Source organism: Streptomyces sp. NPDC001599, assembly GCF_042893535.1.
In the GTDB taxonomy this organism is placed as follows: Bacteria; Actinomycetota; Actinomycetes; order Streptomycetales; family Streptomycetaceae; genus Streptomyces.
Genome location: NZ_JBIAVA010000001.1, coordinates 387703 through 410309 on the forward strand (window position 1 = coordinate 387703; position 22607 = coordinate 410309).

The 22607-nt window shown below is 74.3% G+C and carries 11 protein-coding genes; 7 read left to right on the forward strand and 4 right to left on the reverse strand.

The window, feature by feature from the left end; translation table 11 throughout:
* Positions 1–91 precede the first annotated feature (91 nt).
* From ACFYZ3_RS01870 to trpC, 5 genes are all read left to right on the forward strand, one after another.
* The gene (locus ACFYZ3_RS01870) at positions 92–11482 is read left to right on the forward strand and encodes an amino acid adenylation domain-containing protein (RefSeq protein ID WP_388513317.1); all 11391 of its coding nucleotides are present in this window, start codon (positions 92–94) and stop codon (positions 11480–11482) included.
* Positions 11479–12357 carry an ABC transporter permease gene (locus tag ACFYZ3_RS01875; RefSeq protein WP_361014971.1) on the forward strand — a complete coding sequence of 293 codons (879 nt, stop codon included), beginning with the start codon at positions 11479–11481 and terminating at the stop codon, positions 12355–12357. Before ACFYZ3_RS01870 ends, ACFYZ3_RS01875 begins: the two co-directional genes overlap by 4 nt.
* A 26-nt stretch (positions 12358–12383) precedes the next feature.
* Entirely contained in the window at positions 12384–13631 is a 1248-nt protein-coding gene (locus tag ACFYZ3_RS01880) for a cytochrome P450 (protein WP_388513320.1), read from the forward strand.
* Position 13632: 1 nt separating this feature from the next.
* Complete coding sequence (locus ACFYZ3_RS01885; RefSeq protein WP_388513323.1) at positions 13633–14583, forward strand: TauD/TfdA family dioxygenase; 951 nt, start codon at positions 13633–13635, stop codon at positions 14581–14583.
* Positions 14584–14667: 84 nt separating this feature from the next.
* On the forward strand, positions 14668–15438 hold the full coding sequence (trpC, locus tag ACFYZ3_RS01890; RefSeq protein ID WP_388513326.1) for an indole-3-glycerol phosphate synthase TrpC: 771 nt from the start codon (positions 14668–14670) through the stop codon (positions 15436–15438).
* Between the two features lie 157 nt (positions 15439–15595).
* Here trpC and trpD read toward each other — a convergent pair whose 3' ends face one another.
* Complete coding sequence (gene trpD, locus ACFYZ3_RS01895; RefSeq protein WP_388513328.1) at positions 15596–16717, reverse strand: anthranilate phosphoribosyltransferase; 1122 nt, start codon at positions 16715–16717, stop codon at positions 15596–15598.
* A gap of 113 nt (positions 16718–16830) precedes the next feature.
* Here trpD and ACFYZ3_RS01900 point away from each other — a divergent pair, with 113 nt between their 5' ends.
* Complete coding sequence (locus ACFYZ3_RS01900) at positions 16831–18213, forward strand: PLP-dependent aminotransferase family protein (RefSeq protein WP_388513330.1); 1383 nt, start codon at positions 16831–16833, stop codon at positions 18211–18213.
* On the opposite strand, the gene ACFYZ3_RS01905 is transcribed toward ACFYZ3_RS01900, so the two are convergent.
* Both ACFYZ3_RS01905 and ACFYZ3_RS01910 read right to left on the reverse strand, forming a co-directional pair.
* Complete coding sequence (locus ACFYZ3_RS01905) at positions 18203–18787, reverse strand: aminodeoxychorismate/anthranilate synthase component II (protein WP_361014982.1); 585 nt, start codon at positions 18785–18787, stop codon at positions 18203–18205. The genes ACFYZ3_RS01900 and ACFYZ3_RS01905 overlap by 11 nt on opposite strands.
* Positions 18784–20313 (reverse strand): anthranilate synthase component I family protein, encoded by a 1530-nt coding sequence (locus ACFYZ3_RS01910; protein WP_388513332.1) that lies wholly within the window; start codon positions 20311–20313, stop codon positions 18784–18786. Before ACFYZ3_RS01910 ends, ACFYZ3_RS01905 begins: the two co-directional genes overlap by 4 nt.
* A gap of 176 nt (positions 20314–20489) precedes the next feature.
* Between ACFYZ3_RS01910 and ACFYZ3_RS01915 the strand changes: the two genes are divergently transcribed.
* A complete protein-coding gene (locus ACFYZ3_RS01915) occupies positions 20490–21842 on the forward strand; it encodes a class II 3-deoxy-7-phosphoheptulonate synthase (RefSeq protein ID WP_388513335.1) in 1353 nt (450 codons plus the stop codon).
* 14 nt (positions 21843–21856) lie between these two features.
* On the opposite strand, the gene ACFYZ3_RS01920 is transcribed toward ACFYZ3_RS01915, so the two are convergent.
* Complete coding sequence (locus ACFYZ3_RS01920; RefSeq protein ID WP_388513338.1) at positions 21857–22585, reverse strand: thioesterase II family protein; 729 nt, start codon at positions 22583–22585, stop codon at positions 21857–21859.
* Between the last annotated feature and the right edge of the window lie 22 nt (positions 22586–22607).

Below are 22607 nucleotides of genomic sequence, written 5' to 3' on the forward strand. Positions count from 1 at the left end.
ACCCGCACCACCTCTCCACCCACCCTCTTGACCCACCCTCCAACCCACCCATCCACGGCGTGACTTCTGTGACCTTCGCTAGGGGACTGCTATGACACCTGTTCGGACGGTCGGCCTCCCGCTCACCGCCGGCCAGAAGGACATCTGGTTCGACGCGAAACTCTCCGGCGGGGGCGCGATCTACAACAACTCCGCCTACTGGGACATCCGCGGGCCACTGAACCGGGACCTTCTGCGCACCGCGCTCGCGCGGCTCGTCGACGAGTCGGAGTGCCTGCGCGCCCGGTTCGACGAACAGGGCGGCGAACCCCGCCAGTTCGTCGAGCCGATCGGGACACTTCCGCTGGTCGTCACCGACGTCAGCGCCGCACCCGACCCGGCGGCGGCCGCGCGGCAGGCCATCCGCGACGACCTGGCCGTGCCCTTCCCGCTCGACGACGACGCCGACGGGTCCCAGGGACACGGCCCGCTGTTCAGGCTGAGCGTGTTCGTGCTCGGCCCGGAGCGCACCTTCCTCTGCCTGCTCACCCACCACCTCGTCTCCGACGGATTCAGCTACGTCATCTACTTCCAGCGGCTCGCCGAGATCTACGGCGCCCTGCTCGACGGCACCCCGCTCGACGAGGGCCGCTTCCCCCCGCTGGCCGAACTCGTCGAGGCCCAGGCCGCGTCGACCGGATCGGCCAAGGGCGAGCGCGACGCGGCGTACTGGCGGGAGCGGGTGGGCGACGGCCCCGAACTGATCAGCCTGGCCGCGCGGGACGCCCAGCCCGCCGCCTCCTTCCACCAGGAGGGGACGGTGCTGGCCGAGTCAACGGCCGAGCTGCTGCGCACGGTCGCCTGGCAGTCCCGGGTGATCTGGCAGACCACGTTCGCCGCCGCCGTCTTCGCCTACACGGCGCGCACCGCCGCCACCGAGGACGTCCTGCTCGCCCTGCCGGTGACCGGGCGTCTCGGAGAAACGATGCAGCGCATCCCCGGCGTGGTCGTCAACACGCTGCCCCTGCGCCTGACCGTGTCCGGCGACAGCACGCGCGCCGGACTGCTCGCGGCGACGCACGAGGCCTTCTCCCAGGCGCTCAGACACCAGCGTCACCGGGTCAGCCAGATCCGCCGGGACATGGGACTTCCCAGCGACGACCGGCGGCCGTTCGGCCCCTTCCTCAACATGTTCCCGCAGCCCGGGAAGCCGGTCATCGGCCCGTGCCGGGCCACCATCCACACCCCGTCCACGGGGCTCGTCGACGACCTGGAGTTCACCGTCTTCGACAAGGGCGAGGAGGGCATCGGCATCGACCTCAGCGGCAACAGCGCACGCTACGACCGTGCCGAGGTCCGGATGCACCTGGACCGGTTCACCGCCTTCCTGGAGGCCTTCCTGCGGGCCGCGCCCGACGCCCCGCTCGGCGGCCTCGGACTGCTCACCGCCGACGAGCAGGCGGGCCTGACCACCGCGCTCACCGGACCCGTCCGCGAGACGCCCTACCGAGGGGTCGTGGAGCGGGTACGGGAGCACGCCGCGCGGACGCCGCACGCGGTGGCCGTCACCGACGACGGAGGCAGCGTCGACTACGCGGAGCTGGTCGGCCGGGCCTCCGCCCTCTCCCGTGTCCTGACCGGAGCGGGACCCGTGGCCATCCTCTCCGAGCCGGGCCGGGACTTCGTCACCGCCGAACTCGCCGTCCTCGGTGCCGGACGCGCCTTCGTGCCGCTCGACCCCGGGGCGCCGACGGCGCGGCTGACCGCACTGCTGCGCGACAGCGGCGCCGGATTCCTGCTCGCCCAGGGCGAGCACGCCGAACTGGCGCGTGAAGCAGCGCGCGAGGCGGCGCGGGATGCGGCGCGGGAGGCGGCGCGGGATGCGGGCGCGCCCGCCGGCCCACTGCCCGTGCACGTACTCGACGGCCGCGCCGACGCCGCCGACCGGCTGGCCCCGGTCACCGGCGGCCCGCTCGACCTCGCGTACGTCATCTACACCTCCGGCTCCACCGGCAAGCCCAAGGGCGCGATGGTGCAGCGCGGCGGCATGGTCAACCACCTCCTCGCCAAGATCGAGGAGTTCGAACTCACCGGCGCCGACACGCTCGTCCACAACGCACCGGTCACCTTCGACGTCACCGTCTGGCAGACCCTGACGACGCTGCTCGTCGGCGGGCGGGTCCGCGCCTTCGGCCGGGGCGACGCCGCCGACCCCGACGCCCTGTTCCCCGCCATCGGCGCCGAGGAGCTGACCGTCGTCGAGGTCGTGCCGTCGCTGCTGCGCGCCACCCTCGACGTCTGGGACGCGGCGGGCGAGGCACCCGCACTGCCCGCCCTGCGCTGGATGATCTCCAACGGCGAGGCACTCCCCGCCGACCTGTGCAGCCGCTGGTTCGCCCGCTACCCGCGGATCCCGCTCGCCAACCTCTACGGCCCCACCGAGTGCTCCGACGACGTCACCCACGCCTACGTCCGCACCACCGGCGACCTGGACGCACCCGTCGTACCGATCGGCCGGCCGCTGCGCAACACCCGCCTGCACGTCCTCGGCCCGGACCTGCGGCCGGTGCCGCGCGGCGGGCAGGGCGAGCTGTACATCGCCGGCCGGGGAGTCGGCCGGGGCTACCTCGGCGACCCGCGCCGCACCGCCACCACGTTCCTGCCCGACCCGTTCGCCGCCGACGGCTCGCGCATGTACCGCACCGGCGACCACGTCGTCCTGCGCCCCGACGGACAGCTCGCCTTCGTCGGCCGCGTCGACCACCAGGTCAAGATCCGCGGCCAGCGCATCGAACTCGGCGAGGTCGAGACGGCCGTGCGCGCACTGCCCGGCGTCGCCGACGCGGTGGCCGCCGCCGTCACCGACCCGGCCGGCCAGCAGCGGCTCGTCGCCTACGTCGTCGGGGACGGCGCCCGCCCGGACACCGCGGCCGCCCGCGCCCTGCTGACGCAGCGGCTGCCCGGCGCCCTGGTGCCCACCGTCCTCGTCGCCCTGGACGAACTGCCGCTGACCGCGCACGGCAAGGTCGACCGCAAGTCCCTGCCGGCCCCCGACTTCGGGGCCCCCGCACGGGGCCGCGCCGCGCGCACCGACGCCGAGCGCGTCCTGTGCCAGGTGCTGGCCGAGGTCCTCGGGCTGCCCGAGGTCGGCCCCGAGGACAGCTTCTTCGCCCTCGGCGGCGACAGCATCAGCTCCCTCCAGGTGGTCAGCGGGGCACGCAAGGAGGGCCTGGTCGTCACGGCCCGCGACGTCTTCCGGCTCCGCACCCCGGCGGCCATCGCCGCCGTCGCCGGACACGCCGGCCAGGCGGCGCCCGCGGCCGAGGAGGACGGCATCGGAGAGGTGGAACTCCTCCCCGTGGCGGAGCAGTTGCGCGCGCTGGTGTCTCACCTGCCCGAAGAAACGCGTCAGTTCGCGCAGCACTTCGCCGTGACCGTGCCCGCCGAGGTGGACGCGCCGCGCCTGGAGCGCGCGCTCCAGGCCCTCCTGGACCGCCACGACACGCTCCGTCTGCGCCTGACCTCGCCGGTGCCCGGCCTGTGGTCCCTGAACACCCGGCCCCCGGGCGACGTCGCGGCGTCCGACGTCCTCACCACCGCCACCGTCGCCGAGGGCGCCGACCGGGCCGCCCGGCTGGCCGAGGAGCTGGCCGCGGCCCGCACCCGGCTGCGCCCCGAGGACGGCCTGGTCGTGCAGGCCGTACTGCTGACGGAGCAGGACACCCGCACCCTGCTCTTCGCCATTCACCACCTCGCCGTCGACGGCGTGTCCTGGCGGATTCTGCTGCCCGACCTCCAGGCCGCCTGGGAGGCCGTCGCCGAGGGCCGCGAGCCGCGGCTCGACCCCGTGCCGACCTCCTACCGCCGCTGGGCGAAGGCCCTGTCCGAGGAGGCCCGCACCGCGGACCGCATGGCCGAACTGCCGCTGTGGACCGAGCAGACCAGGGGCGCGTCGGTGTCGCTCACCGAACGGCCGCTGGACCCGGCCCGGGACGTGCACGGCAGCGCCGGCCGGCTGCGCGTCGAACTGCCGGCCGAGCACACGGCGGCCCTGCTCACCCAGGTGCCCGGCGCCCTCCACGCCGAGATCAACGAGGTACTCCTGACGGCCCTCGCCCTCGCGCTCGTCGAGCGGGACCGCCGCACCGGATCCGCCAGCGCCACCCGGGCCCTGATCGAACTGGAGGGACACGGCCGCGAGCAGATCGCGGGCGACCTGGACGTCTCCCGTACGGTCGGCTGGTTCACCAGCGTCTTCCCCGTCGGCCTCGACGTGGGCGAACTGGACCGGGCCGAGGTGTGGCAGGGCGGCCCCGCCCTCACCACCGCGCTCAGGCGGGTCAAGACCGCCCTGCGCGCCCTGCCCGACCACGGTGTCGGCCACGGCCTGCTGAGCCACCTCAACCCGCAGACCGCCGCCGTCCTCGCCCGCACCCCCGTGCCGCAACTCGCCTTCAACTACCTGGGCCGGTTCACCACGAGCGGCGCCGACTGGACCATGCAGGCCGGCAGCGCCGGCCAGACCGCGGCCCCGGGCACTCCGCTGCGCCAGCCCGTCGAACTCGTGGCCGTCGCCGAGGACCGGCCCCGGGGCCCCGTGCTCGTCGCCGAGTGGACCTGGGCCTCGGCCCTGCTCGACGAGGCCGACATTCGGGACCTCGCCGCGACCTGGTTCCGCGCCCTGGAGACCCTGGTGGCGCACGCCGGGCGGCCGGGCACCACCGGGCGCATCCCCTCGGACTTCCCGCTCGTCGAGGTCGCCCAGGGGGAGATCGACGCCTACGAGAGCGAACTGGGCGGTGTCACCGACATCCTGCCGCTCTCCCCGCTCCAGCGCGGACTGCTCTTCCAGGCCGAGTTCGACCGCCAGGGCATGGACGCCTACACCCTCCAGGTCGTCATGGACATCGGCGGCCCCCTGGACGCCGGCGCGCTGCGGGCCGCCGCCGTCGCGCTCCTCGACCGGTACCCGGCCCTGCGCGCCGCCTTCCGCGAACGCGACACCGGCCACCCCGTCCAGCTGATCCCCGACCACGTGGAACTGCCGTGGACCGAGGTCGACCTGACCCACGTCGCCGCGGCCGACGTGGACGCCGAGGCGGCCCGCCGCACCGACGAGGAGTGGCTGCACCGCTTCGACGTCACCCGGGGCCCGCTGACCCGGTTCACCGTCTACCGGTTCGCCGAGGACCGGCACCGGGTCGTGTGGACCACGCACCACCTGCTGGTCGACGGCTGGTCCCTGTCCGCCGTGCTCGCCGAGGAACTGGTCACCCTGTGGTCCAACGGCGCCGACACCACCGCCCTCGCCCGGGTGGCGCCCGTCCACCGCTACCTGGAGTGGTCGGCGGCCCAGGACAAGGACGCCGCCCGCGAGGCCTGGCGCGCCGAACTCGCCGACCTCGGGGAAGCGGGCGGCGCGACCCGGCTCGGCCCCGCCGACCGCGACCGCGTCTCCGTCCTGCCCGAGACCCTCGTGGCCGACGTGCCCGCCGAGGTCACCGCCGCGCTCACCCCCTGGGCGCACGAGCGCGGCCTCACCATGAACACCGTGATGCAGGGCGCCTGGGCCGTGGTCCTGGGCGCGCTCACCGGACGACGGGACGTCACCTTCGGCGCCGTCGTCTCCGGCCGGCCGGCCGAACTCGGGGAGGTGGAGCGGATGGTCGGCGCGTTCCTGCACACCCTTCCGGTCCGCGCCCGGCTCGACGCCGCGCAGCCCTTCGAGGCGCTGCTCACCGACCTCCAGGACCGCGGGCTCGGCCTCGAACCCCACCACCACCTGGGCCTCGCCGAGGTGCAGCAGTGCGCCGGCGTCGGCGAACTGTTCGACACCGTCGTCAGCTTCCACAACTATCCGACGGGCGCCCTCGACCGCATCGGCGAGCACCTCCCCGGGACGTCCATGCTCGGCTGGACGGCCCGCGTCATCGCCGAGTACCCCCTGGCCGTCGGCGTCTTCCCCGGTCCGGACGGCCGCTTGCGCGTCGAGGCCCAGTACCGGCCCGACGTGTTCACCGAGGAGCGCACGGACGGATTCGTACGCCGCTTCCTGCGGGTGCTGGAGCGCCTCGCGGCCGATCCGGGCGCGCCGCTCGGCCGCCTCGACACCCTCGACGACGGCGAGCGGCACCGCCTCACCGCCGACTGGGCGGGAACCGGGGCCGCCCGCCCCGAGCCCGCGGCGCTCGCCACGGCCGCCTTCGAGAAGTGGGCCGCCCGCTTCCCGGACAAGCCCGCCGTCTCCCTCGGCGACGAGGTCCTCGACTACACCGAGCTGAACACCCGGGCCAACCGGATCGCCCGTCTGCTCGTCGCCCGCGGCGTGCGCCCCGAACAGCCCGTCGCCGTCCTGCTGCCGCGCTCCCCGGAGCTGGTGGTGGCGGCCCTGGCCGCGCTGAAGGCGGGAGCCGTGTTCCTGCCCGTCGACGTCGACTACCCGGCCGACCGCGTCGGCCATCTCCTCGCCGACGCGCACCCCGCGGCACTGCTCACCGACCTCGCCACCGCCGCCCGCCCGGCGGGGCTGCCGGACCTCGCGGACCTCGCCGGCGGACCCCTGGTCCTGGACTCGGCCGGCACCGCGGCGGAACTGGACCGGCTCTCCGGCGCCGACCTCACCGACGCGGACCGGAACGAACCGCTGCACCCGCAGCACACGGCGTACATGATCTACACCTCGGGCTCCACCGGCCGGCCCAAGGGCGTGACCGTGCCGCACGGCGCGCTGATGGCGATGACGGACAGCCTCACCGAGCGGTTCGCGCTGGACGAGGACGTGCGCGTCCTTCAGTTCGCGTCCTTCAGCTTCGACGCGTCGGTCTTCGGCATCATGCTGGCGCTGCTCAACGGCGGCACGCTCGTGATCGCAGACGAGGAGCACCGCACCCCCGGCCGGCCCCTGGTCGACCTGATCAACGACGCCCGTATCAACCTGGCGGCCCTGCCGCCCGTCGTCGTCGGGGCGCTCCCGGAGGACAGCACCCTGCCCGCGGACCTGCGCATGGTGGTGACCGGCGAGGCGGTCCCCGCCCAGGTCGTCGACCGCTGGGCGGGCTCCGTACGGATGTTCAACGGGTACGGTCCCACCGAGGCCGTCGTCGGCTGCACCGTCAGCGGCCCCCTCGCCCCCGGCCCCGGCCGCCCGCCGATCGGCCGCCCGACCAGCGCCCACCGCGTGTACGTCCTGGACCGCGCCCTGCGGCCCGTACCGGCCGGCGCCGTCGGCGAGCTGTACGTCGGCGGCGGACTGGCCCGCGGCTACCACGGCAGGCCGGGACTGACCGCCCAGCGGTTCGTGCCGGACCCGTACGGACCGGCCGGCAGCCGCATGTACCGCACCGGCGACCTGGTGCGCTGGCTGCCCGACGGCGAGCTGGACTACCTGGACCGCGCCGACGACCAGGTGCAGCTGCGCGGCATCCGCATCGAACTGGGGGAGATCTCCGCCGCGTTGACGGCCGAGCCCGAGGTCGAGCAGGCCGCCGTGGTGATGCGCGAGGACGAGGCGGGGGAGCGGCGCCTGGTGGCGTACGTGGTCGCCGCCGGAGCCGGAGCCGGAGCCGGAGCCGGGGTGGACACCGGTGGGCTGCGCGACCGGCTCGCCCGGGAACTGCCCGACTACATGGTGCCGTCCGCCGTCGTCGCCCTCGACGCGCTCCCGCTGACCACCAACGGGAAGCTGGACCGCACCGCCCTGCCCGCCCCGGACCTCGGGGCCGGAGCGCGCGGACGCGCCCCGCGCACGCCCGTCGAGGAGATCCTGTGCGGCCTGTTCGCCGACATCCTCGGCCGCGACCAGGTCAACGCCGACGACGACTTCTTCGAGATCGGCGGGCACTCGCTGCTCGCCACGCGGCTGGTCAGCCGGATCCGCGGCGTCCTCGGCGCCGAACTGCCCATCCGCGTCCTCTTCGAGGCCCGCACCGTCGTCGCCCTCGCCGCCCGGGTGGAGCAGGCGGACCGGGCCAGGCTGCCGCTGGCACCCGCGCCCGCCGGAACCGAGCGGCCGCTGTCGTACACCCAGCAGCGGCAGTGGTTCCTCAACCGCAGGGAGGGCGCGGCGGACGGCTCGTTCAACTCCGTGCTCGCCTTCCGCCTCACCGGGCACCTCGACACGGACGCCCTGCGGTCCGCGCTGCGCGACGTCGCGGAGCGGCACGAGGTGCTGCGCACCGTCATGCCGGACACCGACGGGATCCCGTCGCTGCGCGTCCTCGACCCCGCCGCGGGCGCACCCGCCGTCAAGGTGGTGGCGCTGCCGCCCGAGGAGGTGACCGGAGCGGTGGCCGCGGAAGCCGACCGCGGGTTCGATCTCACCGAACAGACGCCGCTGCGCGTGCGGGTCTTCCCGGTGGCACAGGACGAGTGCGTGCTGCTCTTCGTGATCCACCACATCGCGTTCGACGGCTGGTCGATGGGCCCCTTCCTCGACGACTTCACCGCCGCCTACCGGGCCAGGAGCGAGGGCCGCGCCCCGCACTGGGAGCCGCTGCCCGTCCAGTACGCCGACTTCGCCGTCTGGCAGCGCGAACTGCTCGGCGCCGACGACCCGGACGGCCTCGCCGCCGAACAGCTCGACTTCTGGCGCGACGCGCTCGCGGGCCTGCCCGACGAGACCCCGCTGCCCGCCGACTTCCCCCGCCCGGAGCAGGGTTCGCGGGAGGGCGACGCGGTGCCGTTCGACGTGGACGCCGGCCTGCGGACGGCGATCGGGGAACTCGCCCGCGCCACCGGCACGACCGAGTTCATCGTCTTCCAGGCGGCGCTGTCGGCCCTGCTGACCCGGCACGGCGCGGGCACCGACGTCCCGGTGGGAGTCTCGGTGGCGGGCCGCACGGACGACGCGCTCTCGGACGTCGTCGGCATGTTCCTCAACACCCTGGTCCTGCGCGGCGACACCGGCGGCGACCCGACCTTCCGGGAACTGCTCGAACGGCTCCGGGAGACCGACCTCGCCGCCTTCTCCCACCAGGACGTCCCGTTCGACCAGGTGGTCGAGGCGCTGCGGCCGCCCCGCAGACTGAACCGGCACCCGCTGTTCCAGGTGTCGCTGACGGTGCAGTACGACGGCGTACGCGACCTCGCCCTGCCCGGACTGACCGCGCGCCCCGAGTACGTGCCGTCCCGGCAGGCCAAGCTCGACCTCGTCGTCGAGCTGGTGCCGTCCTACGACGACGAGGGCATGCGGGGACTGCTGACCTTCAGCAAGGACCTGTTCACGAGGGACACCGCCGAGCGCCTGGTGCGGCAGTTCACGCGGCTGCTGCGGGACGCGGTGGCCGACCCCGGCGTCCGGATCGCGGACCTGGAGATCGAGGGCATCGGGGGCCCGGACCAGCCGACGGAGCCGGCCCACGCCCCGGACGGCCCGGCCCGGGACTTCGCCGAGGTCGTCCGGGAGCTGCCCGAGGTGACCCTTCTCGACCTGTTCGCGGACCTGGTCGCCGAGCAGCCCGACACCGTCGCCACCGGCAGCGGACCCCAGGCACTGTCGTACGCCGAACTCGACCGGTGCGCCGACGCGCTGGCCCACACCCTGGTCGTGGCCGGGGCCGGACCCGAGCGCACCGTGGCCCTCGCCGTGCCGCGGGCGGCCGACCAGGCCCTCGCGGTGCTCGCGGTCCTCAAGGCGGGCGCGGCGTACGTGGCGCTGGCCGCGGACGAACCGGCCGCCCGGATCCGCGACCTGTTCGCGGACGTCGCCCCGGTCTGCGTCCTGACGACGACGGGCATGGCGGGACGGCTGCGGTCCACCGGCGTACCGGTGGTCGTCCTCGACAGCACCGCGCTGCGCGGCACGGCCGACGCCGGACACCGGCCCGTGACCGCCGCGGCGCGGCCCGGACAGGCCGCGTACGTGGTCCGCGGCGGCACGGCGGGCGCGGTGGTCGAGCACCGCACGGCCGCCGCCCGGGTCGTCGCGGCACTCGACGGCGGACGGCCCGGCGACGCGGGGCTGTTCGGGGCGCTGCTCGCCGGGACCGGCCTCGCCACCCGGGAGCGACCGCCCGCCGGCTGGGCCGCACCGAAGACGTTCCCGGCGGACCCGGCCCGGTGGCCGGCCCACGGCTACGTCCTGGACGAGGCGCTGCGTCCGGCCCAGGAGGGCGAGCTGTATCTCGCGGGGGCGGCCGTCGCCCGGTCCTACGCGGGCCGCGCCGGTGCCACGGCAGAGCGGTTCGTCGCCGACCCGTGGGGCGGGGCGGGGGCACGGATGTGGCGCTCCGGCCGGAAGGTGACCCGGGGCGACAGCACCCCGGCACGGCCCGCGGGCCCGTCCAAGGAGGCCGCGGCCGGAGCACCGGAGCGGCCGGCCGCCGAGGCGGCCGCCGACCCGGCCGTGGCCCGGCTCTGCGAGATCGTCGCGGAGGTGGTCGGCGCCGCCTCGGTGGACCCGGCGGAGAACTTCTTCGAGACCCGGTCCATGGACAGCATGAAGTCGCTGCGCCTGGTGGCCCGGGCCCGCAAGGCCGGCTACGAGCTGAGCATCGCCGACGTGTTCACCCACCAGAACGTCGCCGCGCTCGCCGCCGCGCTGCGCCCGGAGCCGGAACCCGGACCGGCGCAGCCACCGACGGCCCCCGCCCCCAGGGACACCATGCGCGTCGCCGCCGAGGCGATCGAGGAGATCGAGAGCCTCGACCACGCCGACACGTTCGCACCGATGCTGTGCATCCGGGCGACCGGCGAGCGCCCGCCCGTCTTCTGCGTCCACAGCGGAGTCGGCCTCGCGCTCTCGTACCTGCCGCTGGCCCCGTACATCGGGGCGGACCACCCGGTCTACGGCATCCAGTCGCCCAGCGTCGTCGACGGCGCCCCGCTGCCCGAGAGCATCGAGGCGAACGCCGCCGCGTACATCGACCTCATCCGCCAGGTGCGGCCCGAGGGGCCGTACCACTTGCTCGGCTGGTCGTTCGGCGGACTGCTCGCGTACGAGATCGCGGTGCAACTGCGGGCCGCGGGACACGAGGTGGGCCTGCTGGCCAACCTCGACTCCTACCCCCGGACCGGCGCGGTCGACGAACGGGACGTCCAGGGCAGCCTCACCTGGCTGCTGGAGGGCATCGGGCACAGCCGCGACGAGTTCGGCGACCGGGACCTCACCCCGGCGGACATCGTCGACGCCCTGCGCCGCGACGGCAGCGCGCTGGCCCGGATGGGAGAGCAGCGGATGGCCCGCATGGTGGACCTGATGGCCCGCCACCAGATCCTCAACACCCGTTACGAACCCCGCCGTTACGACGGCGAGATGCAGCTGTTCCTGGCCGACCGCTCGCCCTGGGGAGAGGAGACGGACAAGGAACGCCTGTGGGCCCCGTACACCAGGGGCACCGTGACCACCCACCACGTCGACTGCGCCCACGACGACATGCTCAGCCCCGGCCCGCTGGACGAGATAGGCCGGGCGGTCGCGGCGCGGCTGGAACGGCTGCACGCCCCGTCGCGGGACGTGCCGCACCGGGCGACGGGCACCTCCCTGGACGAACGGAACCCGTCATGACGACCACCCTCCCCAAGGCGCCGTCCCCCGCGGCGCCCGCCCCCGGCCGGGACCCGCTCGGGAATCCCCTCCCCGACGGGCCCCGGCCGGGCAGAGCCCGCACCTTCGGCACCGAGGTCCTCGCCGTGCTGGGACGCAGGCTCAGGCGGCTGCGCCGGGGGCCCGGCCGGGCCATCGGCGTCGTACTCAACCCGCTCGTCTCGATGGTGCTGCTCGGGTACCTGTTCCGGGACGCCATCACGCTGCCCGCCGGCGGAAGCTACGTCGAGTACGTCTTCGCCGGAGGCGCCGTCCAGGTGGGGCTCGCCTGTGTGGGACCGACCGCCGTGTCCATGGCGATGGACCTCCAGGGCGGCATCGTCGACCGGTTCCGCTCGCTGCCGATCAGCCGGTCGGCCGTGCCGCTGGGGCACACCGCGGCGGACTTCCTGGTCGCCCTGGCCGCGCTCGCCGTCACCACGGGCGCCGGGCTGCTGCTCGGCTGGCGCTCGCACACCGGGCCGCTGCCCACGCTCGCCGGGTTCGCTCTGGTCGCGGTCTTCACGTACGTGATGCTCTGGCTGGGCGTGCTGCTCGCCATGACCCTGCGCAGCATCGAGACGATCAGCGTCGTCGCGCCGTTCATCGTCGTCGTGCTGCCCTTCCTGTCCAGCGCCTTCCTCTCCCCGCAGACCATGCCGGGCGCGATCCGCCCGATCGCCGAGTGGAACCCGGTCAGCGCCGTCATCGCCGCCTGCCGCGACCTGTGGGGCAACCCCGCCACCACGAGCCCCGGCTTCGTCGGCGAGCATCCGCTGATCGTGGTCGCGGTGACCCTGGGCGTGCTGTTCGCGGCCTGCCTCGCGCTCAGCCTGCGCCGATTCCGAAAGCCCTGAGACCGAAGCCGTAAGGAACACCCACCATGCCTGTCACAGAACGCGCGGCGGCACCCGACCCCGCCTCGCTCGACCTCACCGACCCGCAGACCTTCCTCGACGTCGACCAGCACGCCATGTGGCGCAGGTTCCGCACCGAGAGCCCCGTGCACCGGCACCCGGCGGGCCCGTCCACCCCCGGGTTCTGGGTGATCTCCCGGTACGCGGACGCGGTCGCCGTGTACCGCGACAACAAGCGGTTCACCTCCGAGAAGGGGACCGTCCTCACCACCCTGCTCCAGGGCGGGGACTCGGCCGCCGGCAAGATGCTCGCCGTCACCGACGGAGTGCGCCACCGCGAGATCCGCAACCTGATGCTGAAGTCCTTCTCGCCGCGGGTCCTCGCGCCCGTCATGGACGGCGTGCACCGGCACACCCGGGAACTGCTCGGCACCGCCGTCCGGTCGGACCGGATCGACTTCGTCACCGACGTCGTCGACCACATCCCGATGCACACCATGGGCGACCTGCTCGACATCCCGGCCGCCGACCGGCCGCAGCTGGTGGAGTGGAACACCCGGACGCTGTCGCGGCACAGCTCCGAGGAGAGCGAGTTCGAATCGCTCCTGGCACGCAACGAGATCCTGCTCTACATCTCCCAACTCGCCGCCGAGCGACGGGCGAAGCCGGGCGACGACGTCCTGAGCACCCTGGCCACCGCCACCATCGACGGCAAGCCGCTCACCGACGACGAGATCGTCCTCAACAGCTACAGCCTCATCCTCGGCGGCGACGAGTCGACCCGGATGTCAATCATCGGCGGGCTGATCGCGCTGGCCGAGAACCCCGAGCAGTGGCGCCGCCTCAAGAGCGGCGAGGTCACCTCGGACGCGGCCACGGAGGAGATCCTGCGCTGGACGACGCCCGCCATGCACTTCGGGCGCCGCGCCCTGGTCGACGTGGAGCTCGGGGACCGGACCATCAGGGCCGGCGACGTGGTCACCCTGTGGAACGCCTCCGCCAACTTCGACGAGGACGTCTTCACCGACCCGTACACCTTCGACGTCGGCCGCACCCCCAACAAGCACGTGGTCTTCGGCCACGGCCCGCACTTCTGCCTCGGCGCCTTCCTGGGCCGGGTCCACGTGAACGCCATGGTGGAGGCGCTGCGCGCCATGGTCGCCGACATCACGCTGCTCGGCCCCCCGCAGCGCCTCTACTCCAACTTCATCCAGGGCTACAGCGGCCTGCCCGTCGCACTGAGCGCGGAGCCGGCCCCCGAGGAGGTTCGCTGAGATGCGGCACGAGACACGGACCACGGGCGGCACCACGCTCGCGATCCTGCACACCGGAACCCCGGCCGACGCCTGGGACGAGGAGGGCTGGGCGCAGGTGCGCCGCCGGACACGGGTCCTGCTCGACTCGTACGGGGTGGTCCTGCTGCGCGGTGCCCGGATCCCAGACGTCACCGCGTTCCACGCCGCCGTCAGCGGCTTCGGCAGCGACCTGATCGAGAGCTACCGCGGCGGCAACACCCCCCGCAAGACACTCTCCGACGGCGTCTTCACCTCCACCGAGTACCCGGCGCGCTACGACATCACCCTGCACAACGAGCTGTCCTACGCCCGCGCCTGGCCCGACCGCCTGTACTTCTGCTGCCTGGACGCGCCCGACACCGGCGGCGCCACCCCGGTCTGCGACGGCGAGGCCCTGCTCGGCGCGCTCTCCCCCGACGTGCGGGAGCGGTTCGCCGGCGGCGTGGTCTACCGCCAGTACCTGCACGGCGGCGCCGGGCTCGGCAAGTCCTGGCAGGACACCTTCGAGACGGACGACAAGGCGGCCGTCGAGGAGTTCCTCACCGAGTCGGGCGCCGACTTCGCCTGGACGGCCGACGGCGGCCTGCGGGTCGCCCAGCACCGGCCCGGCGTCCGCAAGAACCCGCGCACCGGCCGCGACACCTGGTTCAACCAGGCCGACCAGTGGCACCCCTCCAACCTCCCCGACGACGAGGAGGAACTGCTGCTCTCCCTGACCGACTCGTACGACGACCTGCCGCACTGGGTGACGTACGCCGACGGCACCCCCCTGTCCGACGGGGACCTCGCCGAGGTCCGCGCGGCGCAGCGCGAGCACATGGTGGCCGAACCCTGGCAGCGGGGCGACCTGATGATCGTCGACAACCTCTCCGTCCTGCACGGCCGACAGGCGTTCACCGGTACGCGCAAGGTCGTCGTCTCGATGACCTGAGCGGGGCGCACCGGACGGTTCGGGAGGGGCCCGGCGCAACTGCCGGGCCCCTCCGACACGGCACACACCAAGGGGGGCGTACGGATGACAGTGCTCGACGACATCGTGGCGGGGGCGCGCGAGGATCTCGCGGAGCGCCGGCGCGCCGTACCGGAGGCGGAACTGAGACGGCGGGCGGCGGCACGCGGCCCGGGCAGGGACTGCGGGCCCCTGCTGAAGGCCGCGGACGGGCGCCCCCGGGTCGTCGCCGAGGTGAAACGCGCGAGTCCCTCCCGCGGCCCGCTCGCCCCGATCGACGACCCGGCCGCGCTCGCCGCGGCGTACGAGAGGGGCGGCGCGGCCGCGATCAGCGTGCTCACCGAGGGCCGCAGGTTCGCCGGCAGCCTCGCCGACCTGGACGCGGTGCGGGCCGAGGTCGCCCTGCCCGTGCTGCGCAAGGACTTCGTCGTGGACCCGTACCAGGTCTGGGAGGCCCGGGCGCACGGCGCGGACCTGGTGCTGCTGATCGTGGCGGCGCTCGAACAGCCTCTGCTGGCTGACCTGTCGGCACTCGCCGCGGAGATCGGTCTGACACCGCTGGTGGAGACCCACGACGAGGCGGAGGCCGAGCGCGCGCTGGCGGCCGGAGCGCGGGTGATCGGCGTCAACGCACGTGATCTGCGCACCCTGAGCGTGGACCGGTCGACGTTCGCCCGAGTCGTTCCGCACCTGCCGCCCGACGTCGTACGGGTGGCGGAGTCGGGCGTGCGGACGTCCGCCGACGTGGCCGAGTACGGGGCGCTCGGGGCGGACGCGGTGCTGGTGGGAGAGGCGTTGGTCACCGGCGGGGTCGACGCCGCGCAGCTGTGCGGCTGAGCGTCTGCCTGGCTCGGTTCGGGGGCCGGGAGCGGGTCGCGGCCGGTTCTCGCGCGGTTCCCCGCGCCCCCGAGACGCGCCCCCGAGACGCGCCCCCGCCCGCGCCCCTGAGACGCGCGGCGGAGCCGCGCACTCAGGGGCGCGGGGAACTGCGCGATCAGCCACGACGGACCGGCACCCGGCCCCCGGCACCGGCCCCGCAGACGCCCAGCCGCTCCCCGCCCAGCCGCGCAGCGACCGTCACCCACCGCTCCAGCACCCCCGCCGCCGCCCCCGAGTCCACGGCCCGCGCCGCACGGTCCAGGCCGGACGCCAGGCGTTCGGTCACCGGCCCGGTGCCACCGTCGAACGCGGCCAGCCCGGCCGCCGCCGACAACAGCACCGCGTCCCTGACCGGCCCCCGGGCCCCGGCCAGGACATCCCGGGCGACCCGCGCGTTGAACGCCCGGTCCCCGCCGCGCAGCGCTCGCGCGGCGGCCCGCGGGACCCCGATGTCCCGCGGGTCGAACGACTCCCGGCGCACCGCGCCGCCGGTGACCGACCACACGGTGGAGGTAGTGGTGACCGTCAGCTCGTCCATCCCGTCGTCCCCGCGGAACACCAGCGCGTCCGTGCCCCGCCGCGCGAGGACTTCGGCGATGCGCGGGCCCAGCGCCGGATCGGCGACCCCGATCGCCTGGGCCGCCGGCCGTGCCGGATTGGTCAGCGGGCCGAGGGCGTTGAACACCGTACGGATGCCCAGCTCGCGGCGCGGCCCGGCGGCATGCCGCATCGCCGGGTGGAACAGCGGCGCGAAGCAGAACGTGATGCCGGTCTCCTCGGCGACCGCTCCCACCGCCTCGGCCGGCAGGTCGAGCGTCACCCCCAGCTCCTCCAGCACGTCGGCCGACCCGCAGGCCGAGGACGCGGAGCGGTTGCCGTGCTTGACGACCTGGGCACCGGCGCCGGCCGCCACGAGCGCCGACATCGTGGAGATGTTCACGCTGTGCGAGCCGTCGCCGCCGGTCCCCACGATGTCGAGGCAGCGCCCCGGCACCGTCAGCGGCACCGCGCGGCCGAGCATGCCGCGCGCCAGGCCCTCGATCTCCCCGGCGGTCTCGCCCTTGGCCCGCAGGCCCATCATCAGGGCGGCGAGCCGGGCCGGGCCCGCCGCCCCGGCCATGGCCTCCTCCATCGCCCATTCGGTCTGGGACGTGGACAGGTCCCGGCGGTCCAGCAAAGCATTCAGCAATTGGGGCCAGTTGTTCACGGCGACCTCCTGGTGAGTGATGGCTTCCATTTCAGTCTGGGAAATTCGACGGCCCCTTTCCAGACCACTTCCGTGCCCTCCGTGCGGTCCAATTCACCCCCGTTCTTCCCCCGTTCTCCGGTCAGAAAAGGGATGCGAGCAGCATGCAGGTGGCAATGAACGTCGTCCGGGACTCCGGGGTCCCCCTCACGTCACAGATCCAGCGGTTCATCAAGAGCGAGGTCGCTTCCGGAGTGCTGCACCCGGGCAGCCGGCTGCCCTCCAGCCGCAGCCTCGCCGACGACCTCGGCGTCTCGCGCAGCGTGGTCGTCGAGGCGTACGGACAACTCGTCGCCGAGGGCTATCTGGAGGCGGTGCAGGGCGCGGGCACCCGGGTCGTACGGCACCTGCGGCCCGCGCCGGTCCTGCCGACGCTGCTGGAGGAGGGCCGGGTGCCGGACGTGCGCTGGGACCTGCGCCCCAACGCCCCCGCGTTCCCGCACTTTCCGCGCCGCGACTGGCTCACCTGCTACCAGCGGGCCCTGCACACCGCCGACCAGGCCGACCACGACTACCCGCCGCCCGCCGGAGTGCCGGCCCTGCGCACCGAACTGGCCCACTACCTGGGCCGGGTGTGCGGGGTGCCCAGCACACCGGAGCAGATCATGGTCGTCTCCGGCTTCGCCCAGACCCTCGGCCTGCTCGGCGCGGCGCTGCCCGGACTGGGCGTGGACGCCCTGGGCATGGAGGACCCGGGACATCCGCGCCAGCGCCGGTTCGTGCGCGAGTGCGGACTGCGACCGGTGCCCCTGCCGGTCGACGCGGAGGGCATCGACGTGGCGGCGGTGCGTGCGTCGGGGGTACGGGCGGTGCTCGTCACACCCGCCCACCAGTACCCGACCGGCGTCACCCTGTCCGCGCGCCGCCGCGCGGAACTCGTCGCCTGGGCCCGGGAGACCGGGGGCTGGATCGTGGAGGACGACTACGACGGCGGCCTCTGGTACGAGCGCGGCACGCCCCGGCCGCTCGCCCTGCGCCGGCTCGCCCCGGACCACGTCGTCTACGCGGGCACCGCCAGCAAGACGCTCGCCCCCGGCCTGCGCCTGGGCTGGGTCGCGGCACCGCGTGCCCTCCTGGCCCCGCTGCTGCGCGCCCGCGCCCGGCACGACCTCGGCACCGACAGCCTGGCGCAGCTGGCGCTGGCGCAGTTCCTGCGCAGCGGCCTGTACGACCGTCACCTGCGCCACCTCAACGCCCGGTGCCGGGAGCGCCGGGAGGTCCTTCGGACGGCGGTGCGCCGGCATCTGCCCGGCGCCACGCTCCTGGGGCCCGCGGCCGGACTGCACGCGTACGTCCAGCTGCCCCCGCACACCGACGAGGCGGCGCTGGTGGCGCGGGCGCTCGGCCGCTCCGTCCTGGTGCGGGGCGCGGCGGCGTTCCACGCGCGGCCGGGTCAGGGGGCGCCCGCGCTCGTGGTGGGGCATGCCCAGCTTCCGCGCACGGGGATCGGGGAGGCCGTCGCGGAGCTGGGCGCGGTCATCGGCTGACCGGCGCGGCGGCCGACTCCAGGAAGTTGTGCATCATGGCCAGTCCGCCCGTCGTCATCACGGACTCCGGGTGGAACTGCACCCCTTCGACGGGCAGCGTCCGGTGCCGCAGCCCCATCACACAGCCGTGATCGGCGGCCACGGCCGTCGTCACCAGCTCCTCGGGCAGCGGCTCGGCGACCAGCAGCGAGTGGTACCGCGTCGCCTCCAGTGTGTGCCCCAGCCCCTGGAACAGCCCCGCCCCGTCGTGCCGCACGGTGCTGGTCCGTCCGTGCATCACCTGCTCGGCCACCTCGATCCGCCCGCCGTAGGCGAGGCCGATGGCCTGGTGCCCCAGACACACGCCGAGCAGCGGCACCCGCCCCGCGAACTCGTGCACCAGCTCCACGTGCCCCGAGTCGGCCGGGTGCCCCGGACCCGGCCCGAGCACGACGGCATCCGGCTCCAGCCCCGCCAGGGCGGCGGGCGTCCGGGTCAGTGAGCGCACGACTCGGGTGTCCGCGCCGAGCGTGCGCAGGTACTGGTCGATGATGTGGACAAAGCTGTCGTACGCGTCGATCAGCAGAACCCTCACGGCAGCAACTCCTCTCCGGTCAGCGCCCAGTAGGCCGCGCCCATCTTCGCCAGGGTCTCCCGCCACTCCGCCTCCGGATCCGACTGGGCGACCAGGCCGGCCGAGCTCTGTGTGGAGTAGGTGGCGCCGTCGTACTCGATCGTGCGGATGCACAGGGCGAGTTCGCACCAGCCGCGGACGTCGATCAGCCCCACCGCGCCCGCGTAGCTGCCGCGGCGCTCTCCCTCCAGGACGTCGATGATCTCCATGGCGCGGACCTTGGGCGCCCCCGTCATGGTTCCGGCGGGGAACGTCGCGCGGACCGCCTGCCACACGTCCACGTCCGGCTCGAGCCGGCCGGACACCGTCGACACCAGGTGGAAGACGTGGGAGAAGGCCTCCACGTCCATGAGCCGGTCCACCGGCTGGGTGCTGGGCCTGCTGATCCGGCCGATGTCGTTGCGGCACAGGTCGACGAGCATGATGTGCTCGGCCTGCTCCTTGCCGGACTCCCGCATCTCCTTGACGCGTTGCCGGTTGACCTCGTCGTCGGGGCCGCGCCGGGCGGTGCCCGCGATGGGCCGCATCACGATCTCGTCCCCGGCCCCGCCGCCGGGCTCGATCCGGAAGAACAGCTCCGGGCTGGCGCCGATGAGCGTGCCGCCCGCCCTCGGCATCAGGTACATGTACGGCGACGGGTTCCGCGCGCGCAGCCGCCGGTAGACGTCGAGCGGCTCCAGGTCCGTGGTGACATCGATGCGGTGCCCGATCTGGATCTGGTACAGGTCGCCGACCGCGATGTGCCGCAGACAGCGGTCCGCCCGGTCCAGGAACGTGTCGCGGCGGACACTGTCGTGGACGGAGCGGGGGGCGGGTGCCGGCGGCGCCGCCACGGCGGCGGCCCGCCCCGCCTCGGCGGCGGCCTCGGCGACCCGGGCCGCCGGCCCCGCGTCCGCGAACCCCGCGCCGTGGGCCCGCAGATGGCGGGGAGCGCCGCCCTCGACGTCGTACCAGACGGTGTCGCGGAAGAGCGAGAGCGTGATGTCCGGGCCGTGCGGCTCCTTGGTCCGCGGGGTCAGCGTCTCCATGTGCCAGGCGGACTCGTACGCGAACGAGGACAGGAAGCCGAACGCGTACCCCTCCTCGGGCACGTCACCGCGCAGCGCGAAGACCCGCTGGGCCCGGCCGAGGGCCGCCCACAGCATGTCCTGGCCGGTGAAGCGCAGCCGGAACGGGCCGGTCGCCGGGACCGGCGGCGCGTCCCGCGTGAGCCCCGCCGATCCGGCGGCGCGCGCGAGGGCCGCCGCCACGGCCGGGACGCCGTCGACGTCGAGATACGAGTCGTACACCCGGATCTCGGCGACCCGCCCCACGCCGACGACGGCCGAGCGCCGGTCCTCGCCGCTCCCGGCCGGACTCTCCAGGAGGAACACGTCCGCCGAGGGGCGGCCGCCGGTCAGCCGGGTGTAGAGGGCGAGCGGTTCGTGCGGGGGCAGCCGGGTGGAGGCCATCCGCACATCAATGGTTTCCGTTTCCGTTCCATTCACGACGAGCTCCCCGCCGATCGAAGGTGATGGACGGGAAGAGTCAATCAACAGCCCGGCGAACGCGGCCAGACCAATTCGGTGGGGCCGATGCGGTCCATTCCTGAATTGCTTGACCGGACGGCCGGAGCGGATATGTAGTGAACGCGTATTCGCCCCTCTTCGAGGAAGGCACGGCCATGGAAGTCCTGGAAAGAAGGACCGCCGAATTCGCTGATGTGCGCCGGACGTTCCCGGCCGCCCAGCAACCCGACTGGCCCGACCCCGCCGCGCTGCGCGACGTCACCGACGGGCTCGCCGCCGCCGCACCGCTGGTCACCGCCGGCCAGTGCGCCGAACTGCGGGGGCGCATGGCGGCCGTCGCCCGCGGCGAGGCGATCCTGTTGCAGGGCGGCGACTGCGCCGAGACCTTCGCGCAGGTGACCCCCGACTCCGTGCGCCGCAAGCTGAAGACGCTGCTGCAGATGGCCGTGGTCCTCACGCACGCCACCGCCCTGCCGGTCGTCAAGGTCGGCAGGATGGCCGGCCAGTACGCCAAACCGCGCTCCAGCCCGGTCGAGCGGCAGGGCGCACTGGTCCTGCCCTCGTATCGCGGGGACGCGGTCAACGGCCTGGAGTTCACCGCCGCGGCCCGCACCCCCGACCCGGTCCGCCTGCGCACCATGTACGAGGCGTCGGCGAGCACACTCGAGCTGGTACGCACCCTCACCACGGGCGGCTTCGCCGGCCTGAGCCAGGTGCACTCCTGGAACCGCGGGTTCGTGGCCCGCTCACGCGCCGGGGAGCGGTACGAGGCGCTCGCCGACGAGATAGGCCGCAGCCTCGCCTTCATGCACGCCTGCGGCATCGACACCGGGGAACTGGGCACCGCCGAGTTCTTCGTCAGCCACGAAGGGCTGCTCCTCGACTACGAGGCGGCGCTCGTGCGCACCGACCCGGAGACCGGCCGGTCCTGGGCGGGCAGCGGACACCTGCTGTGGATCGGCGAGCGCACCCGCCAGGCCGACGGCGCGCACGTCGAGTTCTTCTCCCGCATCGACAACCCGATCGCCGTGAAACTCGGCCCGTCCACCCGCGCCGACGACGTCCTGAGGCTGATCGACCGCCTCGACCCCCACCGCGAGCCGGGCCGCCTCACCTTCGTGGTGCGGGCGGGAGCGGAGCGCGTACGCGACGTGCTGCCGGTCCTCGTCGAGAAGACCGCCGCCGAGGGCGGCCGGGTGTGCTGGGTCAGCGACCCGATGCACGGCAACACCACCACGGCGCCCAGCGGCCACAAGACCCGCCGCTTCGAGACGGTGCTCGACGAGGTACGGGGCTTCGTGGAGGTCCACCGCGCCCTGGGCACCCACCCGGGGGGCATCCACGTCGAGTTGACCGGCGACGACGTCACGGAGTGCGTCGGCGGGGGCGACGAACTCCTCGCGGAGGACCTGCCGGCCCGCTACGAGACGGCCTGCGACCCGCGGCTGAACCACACGCAGTCCCTGGACCTGGCGTTCCTGCTGGCGGAGATGTACCGCGACCAGTGACCGCGGCCGGCCGGTCACTCGCCGTGCCGCACCCCGGCCACCACGTCGTAGGGCGGGTCCTGCTCCAGGTAGAAGTGCTCCCCGGGCAGCGTCCGCAACCGGAACGGCCCCCGGGTGACCTCCCGCCAGGCCGCCGTCTGCGCCACGGTCACCCGGGGGTCCTCGGTGCCCACCAGCGCCGTGACCGGGCAGGACAGCGGCTCCGCGGGACCGCGCCCGTAGGCCGAGAGCATCCGGAAGTCGGCCCCGATGTAGGGCACCACCAGGTCCAGGAACGCCGGATTGTCCAGCAGCTCCGGGTCGGTGCCGCCCAGTTCGAGCAGTGTCCGCACCACCGCGGCCTGGTCCCAGGCGGCCGCCGCCGCGGCGTCGGGAACGTGCAACTGCGGGGCCCGGGCGCCGGAGGCGAAGAGGTGGTCCACGGTGCAGCCCGCCGCCTCCAGGGCCCTGGCCACCTCGTAGGCGACGGTCGCCCCCATGCTGTGGCCGAAGAGGGCGAGCGGGCGGGCGTCGTCGACGGCCAGCAGCTCCGCGGCGATCTGCCCCGCCAGCGGCCCGATCGCGGTGGCGGGCGGCTCCCCGAACCGCTCGGCGCGCCCCGGATAGCACACCGCGTGCACCTCCAGCTCGTGCAGCGCCCTGCCCCAGCCGCGGAAGAAGTAGGGCGAGCCGCCGGCGTGCGGAAAGCACACCAGGCGCCGTTCGGCGAACGGCCTCGGTTCCACGACCTGCGTCCACAACATGCTGCCCCCAGGGATCGTCACT

Coding starts and splice junctions, on each gene's coding strand:
- ACFYZ3_RS01900 (WP_388513330.1), top strand. CDS start 16,831: ATGCAGGTGGCAATGAACGTCGTCCGGGACTCCGGGGTCCCCCTCACG.
- ACFYZ3_RS01915 (WP_388513335.1), top strand. CDS start 20,490: ATGGAAGTCCTGGAAAGAAGGACCGCCGAATTCGCTGATGTGCGCCGG.
- trpD (WP_388513328.1), bottom strand. CDS start 16,717: ATGGAAGCCATCACTCACCAGGAGGTCGCCGTGAACAACTGGCCCCAA.
- trpC (WP_388513326.1), top strand. CDS start 14,668: ATGACAGTGCTCGACGACATCGTGGCGGGGGCGCGCGAGGATCTCGCG.
- ACFYZ3_RS01870 (WP_388513317.1), top strand. CDS start 92: ATGACACCTGTTCGGACGGTCGGCCTCCCGCTCACCGCCGGCCAGAAG.
- ACFYZ3_RS01920 (WP_388513338.1), bottom strand. CDS start 22,585: ATGTTGTGGACGCAGGTCGTGGAACCGAGGCCGTTCGCCGAACGGCGC.
- ACFYZ3_RS01885 (WP_388513323.1), top strand. CDS start 13,633: ATGCGGCACGAGACACGGACCACGGGCGGCACCACGCTCGCGATCCTG.
- ACFYZ3_RS01875 (WP_361014971.1), top strand. CDS start 11,479: ATGACGACCACCCTCCCCAAGGCGCCGTCCCCCGCGGCGCCCGCCCCC.
- ACFYZ3_RS01880 (WP_388513320.1), top strand. CDS start 12,384: ATGCCTGTCACAGAACGCGCGGCGGCACCCGACCCCGCCTCGCTCGAC.